This window comes from Robertmurraya siralis, assembly GCF_005502275.1.
Lineage (GTDB): Bacteria > Bacillota > Bacilli > Bacillales > Cytobacillaceae > Robertmurraya > Robertmurraya siralis.
In genome coordinates this window covers 1-12891 of the sequence record NZ_SWLZ01000026.1, presented here as the reverse complement: position 1 = coordinate 12891, position 12891 = coordinate 1, and the positions used below count along the sequence as shown (strand labels likewise).

Annotated in this window: 13 protein-coding genes; all 13 read left to right on the top strand. The window is 35.7% G+C overall.

Annotation, left to right across the window (positions count from 1 at the left end; all coding sequences use genetic code 11):
• The first annotated feature begins 145 nt into the window (after positions 1 to 145).
• The 13 genes from FCJ93_RS20955 to lepB all read left to right on the top strand — a co-directional run bounded on the left by FCJ93_RS20955 (position 146) and on the right by lepB (position 12418).
• A complete protein-coding gene (locus FCJ93_RS20955; RefSeq protein ID WP_137744630.1) occupies positions 146 to 1342 on the top strand; it encodes an ABC transporter substrate-binding protein in 1197 nt (398 codons plus the stop codon).
• A gap of 101 nt (positions 1343 to 1443) precedes the next feature.
• Complete coding sequence (locus tag FCJ93_RS20950) at positions 1444 to 2451, top strand: NADP-dependent oxidoreductase (protein WP_137744629.1); 1008 nt, start codon at positions 1444 to 1446, stop codon at positions 2449 to 2451.
• Between the two features lie 403 nt (positions 2452 to 2854).
• Positions 2855 to 3424: a YdeI/OmpD-associated family protein gene (locus FCJ93_RS20945; RefSeq protein ID WP_137744628.1), complete on the top strand. Its 570-nt coding sequence runs from the start codon at positions 2855 to 2857 to the stop codon at positions 3422 to 3424.
• Between the two features lie 550 nt (positions 3425 to 3974).
• Positions 3975 to 4274, top strand: coding sequence for a pyridoxamine 5'-phosphate oxidase family protein (locus tag FCJ93_RS25985; protein WP_137744627.1), 300 nt, complete (start codon positions 3975 to 3977; stop codon positions 4272 to 4274).
• 81 nt (positions 4275 to 4355) lie between these two features.
• Positions 4356 to 5156, top strand: coding sequence for a CPBP family intramembrane glutamic endopeptidase (locus FCJ93_RS20935; RefSeq protein WP_095309217.1), 801 nt, complete (start codon positions 4356 to 4358; stop codon positions 5154 to 5156).
• Between the two features lie 187 nt (positions 5157 to 5343).
• On the top strand, positions 5344 to 5787 hold the full coding sequence (locus tag FCJ93_RS20930) for a DUF488 domain-containing protein (RefSeq protein ID WP_225310678.1): 444 nt from the start codon (positions 5344 to 5346) through the stop codon (positions 5785 to 5787).
• Between the two features lie 162 nt (positions 5788 to 5949).
• The gene (locus FCJ93_RS20925; RefSeq protein WP_095309219.1) at positions 5950 to 6327 is read left to right on the top strand and encodes an iron chaperone; all 378 of its coding nucleotides are present in this window, start codon (positions 5950 to 5952) and stop codon (positions 6325 to 6327) included.
• A gap of 131 nt (positions 6328 to 6458) precedes the next feature.
• Positions 6459 to 6836 carry a VOC family protein gene (locus FCJ93_RS20920; RefSeq protein ID WP_137744626.1) on the top strand — a complete coding sequence of 126 codons (378 nt, stop codon included), beginning with the start codon at positions 6459 to 6461 and terminating at the stop codon, positions 6834 to 6836.
• Positions 6837 to 7317: 481 nt separating this feature from the next.
• Positions 7318 to 7776 carry a hypothetical protein gene (locus tag FCJ93_RS20915; protein WP_137744625.1) on the top strand — a complete coding sequence of 153 codons (459 nt, stop codon included), beginning with the start codon at positions 7318 to 7320 and terminating at the stop codon, positions 7774 to 7776.
• Between the two features lie 246 nt (positions 7777 to 8022).
• Entirely contained in the window at positions 8023 to 9201 is a 1179-nt protein-coding gene (locus FCJ93_RS20910; protein ID WP_137744624.1) for an Nmad3 family putative nucleotide modification protein, read from the top strand.
• Between the two features lie 23 nt (positions 9202 to 9224).
• Positions 9225 to 9911, top strand: a complete 687-nt coding sequence (locus FCJ93_RS20905) for a DUF6946 family protein (protein WP_095309227.1) — start codon at positions 9225 to 9227, stop codon at positions 9909 to 9911.
• A 236-nt stretch (positions 9912 to 10147) separates the two neighbouring features.
• Positions 10148 to 11533 (top strand): serine hydrolase domain-containing protein, encoded by a 1386-nt coding sequence (locus FCJ93_RS20900; protein ID WP_137744623.1) that lies wholly within the window; start codon positions 10148 to 10150, stop codon positions 11531 to 11533.
• A 318-nt stretch (positions 11534 to 11851) separates the two neighbouring features.
• Positions 11852 to 12418, top strand: coding sequence for a signal peptidase I (gene lepB, locus FCJ93_RS20895; protein ID WP_137744622.1), 567 nt, complete (start codon positions 11852 to 11854; stop codon positions 12416 to 12418).
• The last annotated feature ends 473 nt before the right edge of the window (positions 12419 to 12891 follow it).

The window sequence follows — 12891 nt, the reverse complement described above, 5'->3', positions numbered from 1 at the left end:
TAGCACACATTATTTTTGCACGGCATTTTTCGCCTACTGGACTATTGCTTGGAAGATAAATGGTGCATTTTAATCCATACTACGGCTCAAAAGCAACAATATTTGCGAAAAGAGCCCAATAATACAATGAAATGAGGAGAGGTCTATGAAAAAGGGGAAGACAATCGTTTCATTATTTATTTTGGTGATCATGTTGTTTTTAGCTGCTTGCAGTAACGATACAACCGCACCAACATCTTCAGTTGAAAACGAAGGGAAAGAAACAAATGAAGATGCGGAGATTGTTTATATTGGCTATAGTGGACCTTTAAGTGGCCCTGCTGCTTATTACGGAGAAAATACATTAAGTGGTTTGCAATTAGCGGAAGAAGAAATTAATAAAGAGGGCTTTGAAGTAAATGGGAAAAAGTATAATATTCAAATCGTATCATTAGATGATAAGTATATGCCGAATGAAGCGGCAGCAAATGCCAAGCGACTTGTTCAAGAGAATAAAACACCAATCATTTACAATCCACATAGTGGCGGTATTGCGGCCATGCAAGTGTTCAATGAACAGGACCAATTTATCGTCGCAGCCTATTCCAGTGAACCGGATATTACTCAAGTCGGTAACAGCTTGACGGTACGAATTCCACCAACGTATGATGGGTATATTGAGCCATTCACAAAATATGCGATGGAACGTTTTGGTCCGAAAATAGCTTCACTGCCAACGGCAACACAATACGGCAAAGATTGGTCAGAAGCTTTATTGCCTTATTGGGAAAGCAAAGGTGGAGAAGTCGTTTACAATACTGCGATCGATTTCTCTAAAGAAACAGATTTTTTTACAATCTTAACCAATGCTTTAAAGGATGATCCGGATGTGCTTTTTATTGGTGGAGCATCAGAGCCAACGGCAAAACTTGCCATTCAAGCTAGGGAGCTTGGCTTTGAAGGTGGCTTTATCGTAATGGACCAGGCGAAGTTAGATGAAATGAAAGCGATTTCAGGATCGTATGAAACCTTTGAAGGTGCTATTGGAACGATGCCGCTCATATTCTCAGACTATCCTGGAACAAAGCCGTTTATTGACAGTTATCAAGCAAAATTCAACAAAGATCCAGGTTCAGAAGCTGGATTCCACTATTTATCTCTTTTTATCTTTGTGGAAGCAATGAAGGCAGCCGGTAGTGTAGATGATGCAAAACTGATTCACGAGCATATGCAGGATGGTATCGATTCCTTGCCAGAAGATAAGAAAGTCTATGTCGTTGAAGAGATTGATGAAAACGGAGGCTTTAATTTAGCAACACAATACGGTGCCATTGAAGATGGTGCGGTTGCGCCTGTTGAGTAAATACGAGGTGAAAGTCGGTCAAGATTTCCTGATCGGCTTTCATTCTATTAAAGGAAAAAGCGGTGAAAGAAAGAATATAGTTAAATAGAGGAGGGATTCAAATGAGTAAAGTAAATCGAGTTTACTTACTAGCAAGACGTCCAAAAGGAATGCCTTTGCAAGAGGATTTTTTATTGGAAACCAGAGAGCTAAGATCGATTGAAGATGGTGAAATCCTAATAAAAACTCATTATTTATCTGTCGATCCATATATGAGAGGAAGGATGAATGGAGTAAAGACTTACGTCGATCCGTTTGAATTGAATGAACCATTGACAGGTGGAGTAATCGGCGAGGTGATTGAGTCAAAAAATGAGCGATTTTTGATTGGAGATATGATTGAAGGTAGGCTGGATTGGGCAGATTATTCGTTATCAAGTGGGAAAGGGATACGTAAACTTGAAAACTATGGAGAAGTATCATTGACTACTGCTCTAGGCATCACTGGTATGCCTGGGTTAACTGCTTATTGTGGCTTGATGAATATAGGGAAACCGCAAGAAGGAGAAACGATTGTGATCTCCGGTGCTGCTGGAGCTGTAGGCTCTATAGTCGGTCAGATTGCAAAACTAAAGGGATTAAAAGTTGTAGGAATTGCAGGTTCAGATGAAAAGTGTAGGTGGCTAAAAGAGGAATTAGGCTTTGATGCTGCTCTCAATTATAAAGAGGAATCATTCTATCAAAATTTAAAAATAGCCTGTCCGAACGGAGTCGATATATATTTTGACAACGTAGGAGGAGAAGTTTCCGACGCCGTGATGAGAAGGATTAATTATAAAGCTAGAATTCCGTTATGCGGTCAAATATCGATGTATAACGCAGAATCGATGCCAATTGGTCCAAGAGTCGGGGGCCAGCTTGTCACAAAGAGTGCGTTAATGCAGGGCTTTATTGTCAGTGACTATAGCAGCCAATTTAGAGAAGCAAGCGCACAGCTCATCTCGTGGGTAAAGGAAGGAAAATTAACGTATAAAGAGACAGTTATAGAAGGATTAGAAAATGCCCCCAAGGCATTCATCGGCTTATTTAAAGGAGAGAATATAGGAAAACAGTTGGTAAAGGTAATTTAATTAACGTTATTGTGGGTGTCCAAAAATTTAGATAGTACCAGCTATATTAGTCCTTTAAATGAAATTGAATATGAATATATTCCTAAGCCTGAGCTTAAAGATAGAAGTTTTTTAAGAAGAGTTTGTCGAAAGCAGGTTTCGTTTTTTGAAGAAATAGAAGAGATTCAAGTAATAGTGACATGTATGCGGAAACACATTGCTTGTGTCAGAATACATTTAGTTGTGTAAATATATAGATTTCAGTTGCCGATGAAAACATCATGTTAATGAGTGGAAGAGTTATGAAGAACAGTTGCGGGATGGCAAGGCTACCTGCTTGTTGGAGTATAAGTCATCCAGTTTCAATCGTTCATTTCTCTAAGTGTAAAACCGCTCATATTGAATTAGAGAGGAAATGTTTAAAATGGAAGTTAAGAATTTAATTAAAGCTAAGACAAGGCAGGAATTGAGAGATTGGCTTGAGGCGAATTCAAATACTGAAAGATTTTGTTGGGTAATCGTAAGCATGAGTGAACAATCAGGAGTCATCCAGTATCTAGATGCAGTTGAGGAAGCGTTATGCTTTGGTTGGATTGATGGAATAAAGAAAAAAATATCAGATACTGAATTAGCTCAAAGGCTTTCCCCAAGAAAGAAAACAAGTAATTGGACAGAATTAAATAAAGAAAGGGTAAGGAGATTAGATAAATTAGGTCTAATGAAAGAGGAAGGGCTGAAAATTCTCCCTGATATGAGACCGGAATCTTTTACTATAGATAAGGATATTGAAGCGCTTCTGAAAGAAGATGAACAATTATACGAGAATTTCATTAACTTTCCGGAACTATATAGAAGAATTAGAATTGATACGATTCAAAGCTATAGAAATGAACCTAGTATTTTTAATAAAAGGTTAGAAAAGTTTATTGAAAATACAAGAGAAAATAAAATGTATGGCCAGTGGAATGATAATGGTCGCTTGCTCAATGATTAAAAAAGGGAATATATGATATTCATTGTATACTTTAATTTAACAAGCAATATTATAAAATGGAGCTTTCTAATGTAAGCAACAGAACCATCATAACATGATATTTCTTGTTTTTCTTTTGCTTCCAGTAATGGTACAGGATAATTGGAAATGGGAGTAACAAGTAAGAGCTTGATAAGTCCAAGCTCTTTTTAATACTTCTACTTATTAGTAAAGTTAAAAAAATTCGCTCATTTTAATGCAGTAGGTGAATGGGCTGACAAACCTGTTCAAAGTGACTATAAAGCGATTTTTCTTGTCAGTAATGATGACAGATGTTCGACGATAATTTCAAAATATGGAAAAGTAAGTAATGTCATAAATGTCTTTAACAAGAGCATTCACGATATATCAAAAGGACTCATTGTTAACGATTTATCCATTTTATACTAATCTGTTGATGAACTTCGTGATCAATCAGGGTATGATAGATATTTTAGTAGATGCCGTTATTTTCTCCCGCTTTCTAAATTAATGAGCAGGGTTACCTTAAAACATGTTTAATGGCTAAAGTTTGCGATTATGGGTTAAAAAAAAATATTCTTTGATATCCAAGCGTTCACATCTTCATGGCAGGGCAACACAGTTTGAACATAATTCCAAAGCTTCAGTCTGTTACTTTAAAGACACAGATAGTGTAACTTTAATTGGAGAGGTCAAATTTGTCGAGGATGCAGCATTGAAAGAAAGGTTATGGTCAGAATCAGATCGTCGGTTTTTTAGTAAGGGGATTGCTGATCCGGAATTTAGATGGCTTAAATTTACGACATTAGAGGCATCTTTTGGATTCAAGGGCAAATTCAGAACTTGTTAATATAAAAAAGCTGAGTCACATTGATGGTAGATGAGGTGTGTTCCGTTAAAAGGATGCTTTAAAATGTGAGGTGAGGATATTGTGACAGACAAAAAAATTACAGTACAATTTACGCTGCTGACCTTTTGTATCGCCTATCTTGTGTCAGGTGCTTTGATTGCTCTTGGACCATTTGGATATTCGGTTCACAATTGGGTTTACACATTCCAGCAATTCTTGATGAATATTCCTTTTGCAATCTATATTTTGTCGCCTGCTATTGCTTCTTATGTCATTTTGAAGAAAAATAAACAAATAGCAGGTTTTAAGGAATGGTTGAAAACGGTTTTCTATGTCAAAAACAATATATTTGTCTATTTCTTTGTTTTTGCAGGGCTTGCACTGTACTTCTTGATCCATATTGCAGTTTCAGACCACACGGAAATGGTGCTTCCATTTTATACGTTTTTTCTTTCGCTGCCTGGTAATCTCATTATTGGCGGCTTAGAGGAAGCTGGCTGGATGTACATATTGCAGTCTAAACTCGCCAAAAAATACGGATTTGTTGTATCTTCTGTTTATACTGGGATTATTTGGACTGTATGGCATATCCCTCTTTTCTTCATTGCGGGGACGAATCACGGTGAAGGGCTCATTAACTTTTGGATGTTTGTAGTTCAACTCATGGCTTTTCGGTTTTTCCACGGAGCAATCTACAAAATTTCAGGAAAAGGCTTTGTCTTTATGTCCGTATTATTCCATACCATGTTCAATGCAGCATCCCCTATTTTTGGCACCATGACGATGACATGGCCGGGAACTATTGCTGCAAACGCTGCGATTGTCCTTGTTTCAATTTTGACCGTTGTGATATACGAAAAAAAGACAAAGCGAATAGTATAGCGATAATATACAAGTTTGAAAGCTTTCGCATGGTCGTAATACCGCTGGTTTACCCACCTTTTATAATGATTTGACAATGTCCAATACTGCCCTTAGCTGTATGCCAATTAAGTCAAGCATTATTTGTAATAAGAGTGTCAGCTTATTCAGGACGATAGGTACTTAACAAAATTTTCGGAGAGTTACGATGACAATGGATTTATGTACAATTGGTTTTTCACAAAAAAATTTACGGACTTTCGTAGAGTTATTAGAACGTAATCATGTAGCTAAGTTAATAGATATCAGACTAAATAATACTTCACAGTTATCGGGTTATTCAAAAAAAGATGATTTACAATATATTATGGAATTAAGAAAGATTGAGTATGTTCATGAACTTCTTCTTGCACCAACGGATGATCTAGTAAAGGCGTTTAGAAAAAAGGAGATTTCTTCAGATACGTTTGAAAAAAGATATTTAGAATTGCTAATTGAACGCAATATAAAAGAAAAAATAGATGAGATAATAGGCAACAAGACAGTATGTTTACTTTGCAGTGAGCATAAGCCTCATCATTGCCATCGGAGAGTGCTTGCTGAATACATTAAAAAATATCGTAAAGATGTTAATATCATTCATTTGATGTAGATTAATGACCATTGCTAAATGAAGAAGAGTTAATGGTACAGCACAACCTTATTAGTAAATGTACGACTCTCGTGTTCCAAAGAATTTAAAGTCTCCTAAAGATTATTAAAAAAACTGAATTTGTTTACGGTAAAACTGAAAATGTAGGAGTGAAACTTCAACATGCAATATGATGCAAAGAATGCTGAAGAATATTTGGAAATGCTTGAAGACGATTGGAGAAAAGAGAAACTGCTCGCAATTCGACAAATGATATTTACATACGCACCTGAACTAGAAGAAGTTATCCGCTATAAAATGTTGAATTATGGTAAAGACGACAACTATATTTTTGCTTTAAATGCGCAAAAACATTATGTCAGTCTCTATGTGGGTACAATAGAAAAAATCGAAAATGCAGAAACCCTACTAGCGGGCTATAGTTATGGGAAAGGCTGTATTCGCATTAAAAAATCAATAAAGATGGAAGATACGGGATTGGAACAATTTATTCACAAAACCGTTGATATGTGGCGTGCCGGTGAAGATACAGCTTGTTAGCCTAAAGGCTGGGGTTTTTTGAGTTCAGCAGTATAAAACAATACTGCCAGTGAGACGATAAGTGGTGTAATCATGCAATACCTGGAAAAAAAGATATAAGATTCAGATTTTAAGTAAGTGGGGGAACTTAAATGATTAATAAAATTGGGAAAATTACTATCTATGTAGAAGACCAAGAACAAGCAAAAGCGTTCTGGTTAGAAAAACTTGGCTTTGTATTAAAGCTAGAACAACCAATGGGATCTAATGCGACTTGGATTGAAGTAGGCCCTAATGAGGATGAGTTTACCACGTTAATTCTTTATTCTAAATCATTAATGGAGAATCAACAGCCATCTAAAGTTGCTCATCCATCTGTTCTCTTTAGTACTACTGATATTGAAGCGGCTTACGAGGATATGAAGCAAAAGGGTGTAAAGGTGGAGGAATTATTAAAAATACCGTATGGAAGTATGTTCGTTTTTTATGATCAAGATGGAAACGAGTATATATTAAGGGAAGATAAATAATCATAAGTATCAGTTCCCCTAATCTGCTGATGTATGATGGAATTGTGGGACTCACCTATTAGTAAATTTATCTTTCGCCCAACTCGTTGACCAATCGTCTTTGACATTCTTTGAGATTGTAGGGCTTTTTTGGAAATACACTTGATTTAGTGTTAATTAAATGGTAATAACAATTTTAATAAAATAGGTTAGTCTAATCAGATAAAAAGAATCAACCGATTAGACTATGTATCTTTTTTTGCAAAATTTTTAATAATGAATTTTAGTTAAGACTCATTCGATTTTGAAATGAGTCTTTTTACATTAAAAACAGGTTTTTTTTTACAGTTGTTGAATATTTATATATAGTGTTTGAAAATGGAGGGAACCTTTAACTAATAATGGTAAAAGAGAAACTATTGATAGAATAGATTGATAAATACATATTGAAAAAAGAAAAATAATAACTAATATGTTCTTCAAAATTGAATAGGAGGATAAAATGAAACGCGAAATTAATATATGGATGCTTCTTATTGTAATTGTCGCTGGAGTAATAATAGGTGTAAATGCTAATAATCCATCAAAGATATCTTCAACTACTTCAGATACTTTAGAAAATAAAAACTATGAAAAGTTAAATAGTGATAACCAACATGTGCAACAAGAAGAGGCGATTAAAAAAGCACTTGATATGTACATGAGTGAAAACTTCTATCGATATCATAAAACAACTTGGTTTGATTCTGTTTCCGGTACAGATGCTGTTATAAATGAATATGGCAAAGCTTTTATTATTCAATCTAAAGGAAAAGAATATGAGCAAGAGGCAGAAAAATTTTATAGTGCAGTACTTGGTTTTTTTAATGCAAATACAACCGATCCTAAGTATCTGGTTGATAATGTCATTTTAATAGATCAGGATTTCAATATTTTAAGAGAAACAAAAACTATTCATTGATGATGTTAGATTGTTTATTTAAATACTGAGGCTAGAAAGACGAAAAACAATGGTTTTTGACTATTTCTTAAGCAGTACCTTGAATTAAGTTTTTGGCTTTTGATATTTAAAAATGGATCAATGCAAAGAAAGAGTTGTAAAGGAGCTTTATGGAATCGGAATGGTAATTTTTTTTTATAAAGCCCTGTATTATAAATGGACAGTGTTTATAAAATTTTTTTAAATAAAATTAAAGAGGGCGATTTTATGAAATTAGTTCTTAGCAGAAAAGGGTTTGACTCTGGGAGTGGAGGATGTTTGTCCCCATATGACCATGACTCAGGGCATTATATATGGTTTCCAATACCAGAGAAAGTAAATAGTTACTCAAATCAGATTCGATATACAGATATACTTGTAAAAAATGAATATCTTTGTAACCTAAAAGGTTCTAATTTAAGCGAAGTATATAAAAGCTTCAAGGGGAAAGACCAGGTAAAGTTACGAAAAAACGAGTATGCTTCTATTGATGATCCTAATTTATTTACTCATTTCGATCCGATGTTAGGAAAGCCTCCTTGGTTAGTGGAAAATAAGAATTTTATAATTGGTAAGGGGTTTGGACAATTTAATGCTGCGCCTCATCTGGAGAATCACAATGTAAAAGATGGATCCATTTTTCTATTCTTTGGTGGGTTTCAGTCAACATCCAATAAAAAAGTATCTGGCCATTATATTTACGGGTGGTTAAAGATAAAGAAAAGAATAGAGACTTATATGGAATGTAAAGAAATCATCGAACCATACAACCTCGAACATCATCCTCACATCACAGAAGCCGCTTTTAAAAGAAACCAGAAGAATTATATTTTTTTACCCGATCAATGGTTATTTGAAGACTTAAATATTCCAGGCTGCGGTTATTTTATTACCTTAAATGATGATTTATTACTCTCATGCAGTAAGGAATCTAATAAAGCTACTTGGAAATTGCCAATCTTTTTTTATAAGAATCTTACACAGGTCCACCAAAAGACCTGGCAAATTGAACAGGAAAAATTTTGTACAGTGAAGACAGGTATTGGTCAGGAGTTTGTAACACATCTGTCCAAAAAGGGAGAGGAATGGGTGAGAGAGCTATTCTTGAAAAATCAAAATAATATTTACCGTCATAAAATTCATGCAGAAAGTGAGGAGAAAGAAATGGACTTTCAAGATTATTTAATGCAAAAACATATTCTTAAAAAAGGAGAGAGGCAGTTAAAATCTATTTCTGTACAACAGTACTTCAATAGGCTAGAAAGCATGCGTCGACACGGCATATATAACGAAGAGGATCTGATTGATGATATCTTGGTTAGGAAGATTCAAGAACATTATAAGGATTGGAAAACATATTTGAAAACGGTGGAGCATTACTTAAATTATAAAACTATTAATCAATGAAAAAATATATAGGAGGCAGGTTAATGGGAGATTACTTTGTGCGAACTGATGGTCCAGAGTCATGGAGAAAATGCCTTGCTAATCCTGATAAGCAGTGGAAAAGTGGATATTCGGCTTACGAATTGGCTTATTGCTGGGAAGGAGCCACGAAACTACCAGCTTGTGTTGAAAGAGTATTCAAACAAAGTGAGTTACCAATATTCAAAAATGTAGAAGTATTGTTTGGATTTCCAGAGTACAAAGTGCCTTTACCTGGTGGGAGGGCAAGCTCTCAAAACGATCTTTTTATTCTTGCCAAGTCAAATGCTGAACTATTAACGATTATGGTCGAAGGAAAGGTTTCAGAGCCTTTTGGAGTAACTGTGGAAACTTGGCTGGGGAATCATCCTAGTAAAGGGAAGAGAAATAGACTAGATTCAATACTCGAAATATTAGGTTTGCAAGAAAAACAAGTGCTTAAAATAAGGTACCAATTATTACATAGAGCAGCATCTGCGATGATGGAGGCCGCTAATATGACTGCCAAGCATACACTAATGCTTGTTCATTCATTTAGTGAAACTGGAAAATGGTATTCAGACTATGCAGAGTTTGTTAAACTATTTCATCTATCTCCTACGAAAGATAGCATAGTGGGCCAAGTACAAATTCAAGGTATAAATCTTTATTTTGGTTGGGTTACTGGAAGAAAAATAAGTACTATTGATTGATTTGAAAAAACTACTTTATTTATGGCAGAGAAAAGATTAACGAAGCAAATCGTTTTGGTGAATTTGATTTTATCACTTGCAGCTACAGTTACGTTAGGTACTACAATGGGAATCAAAGGAGGCATTTCAAGAAATAATGGAGAATTGATACAGCAAATCGGAGAGCTATTATAACTGTTCAATTCTTCCGAGAAGTAAACGGTTATGAAAGTGACGATAAATCGAGGTGGAAAATAATGAGAAAAGAAGAGTTGGAGCCGCAATTCACATCATTATTTACAGAGATTAAAAATCAAGGATTTTTCAATGGTGTGGTACTTGTAGCTGTTGAAGGGAAAACAGTGTTATGTGAAGCGATAGGGAGAGCGGAATACAATGATGGGAACGGGCGCCATTTGACGAGGGGTTCCATGTTCGAACTGGCTTCTGTATCCAAACCAATTACGGCTTTAGGTATTGTCCGTTTGCAACAACAAGGGAAGTTGAATTGGGATGATCCCATTGCTAACTGGATTCCTGAACTGCCGTATCCAGGAATTACAGTACGACATTTACTCAGTCATACATCGGGTTTACCTGATTATATGGAGTTATTTGCAAACAAGTGGGATCCTATGCGTTATGCTTACAATGAGGATGTGCTGCGTATGCTGATTGAGCATCAGCCTGAGCCGTTGTTTGCTCCTAATGAGAGTTGGCTGTACAGCAACACGGGTTATATTTTGTTAGCCATCCTCATCGAGCGGATTAGTGGTCAGAGTTACGGCGACTTTTTGGACGAACAAATCTTTCAACCTCTCGGGATGAAGCGAACGCAGGTCTATAATCGCCGAGTCGATCCAAGGAATGTTCCAGATGATTACGCTTTTGGGTATGTTTATAGGATTGAACATGGGTATGTTTTGCCTGATGAAATTCCGGAACTGAATTATGTAAAATATTTAGATGGGTTACAAGGGGATGGGATGGTCAATAGTACCGCTGATGATTTATTGCGACTGGATAGGGGCCTGTATGCTGATGATTTCTTTAATTCGAGTGTGCGCCAGTTGATTTTTTCTCCAGTTACAATGAATAATGGTGAGACATTTGATTATGGAATGGGCTGGCTGCTTGAGGATGATGAGCGACTTGGGAAAAGCGTCTACCACAGTGGAGGTTGGCCAGGATACTCTACATTACTTAAACGTTACATTGACCGTGATCTCACATTAATTATGCTGCAAAATGGCGAGCGGGATCATGCTTACACACAGCAGTTGGTGAATAGCATCGAACAGATTTTAAGTGGGGAGGCTTACACGGTACCAAAGCCTTTAGAGAATAAGAAAATCATTCCACTAGATCTGAAGAAGGCTGGGACATTGCTTGGAAAATACAGATTTTCAAATGAACAGGGAGATATTTTTGATGTAGATGTATTTGTAGAGCAGGATAAGTTATATTTGAAGATGGGAAATGGAATGGTGCTAAAGTTGTTACCATTATCATCAACACGCTACTATGAGGAACAAACGGCGACAGAACTTGAGTTTCATAGCGATGAGGGTGACGAGGGGATGCGACTAATTTGGCATTCAAATGCTGAGCCGGAGATAGCGGAGCGGGTAGTTATGGATTAAGGTAAAAAAAGTTCTCTTATAGGCAGAAACTCTTAAATGAGAGGTTCTGTCTTTTTCTTAATTTATTAGATTCGGTGAGTCTATGAAAGAGAATTCTCCTACCATGGATGTAATAAGGGTAATAGGTGTACTTACCAATCCTTTCTGTTGTACAGGGATTGCAACAATGGATTCAATAGACTTAGAGAGAAGATTTCCACACACAAATTCTCTTTTAATTTTGCAGTCGTTGCACTGTGAGACTTTATAATGCTAGTATGATAGAGGAAGTGTTAGCAGTAACGATAATAGCAGTTTAAAAGAGAATGAGGTGTTTATGTGGAGAAAAAGAAAGAAAAAAATGAACTATTCGAATGGATAAAAACAATAGGGATTGTGTTTGTTTCCGCATGGGGCATTCACTTTTTTCTATTTGAACCGATTGAAGTTAATGGTGCCTCAATGATGCCTACATTTGAAAATGGAGATAGAGTTGTGGTCGATAAAATAGGCCCCCAATTAACGGATTATGAGAGATTTGATGTCGTTGTATTTGAAGCAAAAAAAGATACTAATTATATTAAACGTATTATTGGTATCCCTGGGGACCGCATTGTTTATGAAAATGATGAGCTTTTTATTAATGGTGAGAAATATGAAGAACCTTATTTAGAAGAATATAAAGATAGATTAAAGGACAGCGGTACTTTTACTGAAGACTTTACATTAGAAGAGTATTTAGGTGAAGAAGTAGTGCCAGATGGATACTTTTTTGTCCTAGGAGATAATCGCCGGAATAGTACTGATAGTCGAGATCCAAGCATAGGCTTTATATCAAAGGAAAAAATTATGGGAACTGCAAAAGCCGTTTTCTTTCCCTTAGATAATTTAAAAATCATAAAATAATAAAGTGCTATGAGTGAGGCAATGTTGTTATTGTCTACTTTTGTTCGTATTTTAATAAGTGGATGTACATAATGAAATCGATTATAAAAAATCGATGTTTTTTGACTGCATTTTTGCGAGTATTATGAGCCGTGTAAGTAAGGAATGCGACGACTCCTTACTCACACGGTGTTTTTAATTTGATATTGGAATCTTCCTGAATACAATTGATCCTTTAAGCGCCCGAAATTTCTTAGAAAATTTCTTTTTCCACTCTTCCTTATGTTGGAGATGGTAAGGAAGAGTAAAGTTAAAATTGATTCAATTTAACCCGATAGCGCATTAAATCCTGAATTTGAGGAATAGGTAAGGGTGGTGTGACTGCTAGAATAAAGTGTACAGTTTTTGCTTGATAAGATGAAACGCTTATTTACCCAAATATACCAGCAAAAAATATCAACCTATCACTGTAAAATGATCATAGTTCATACTTG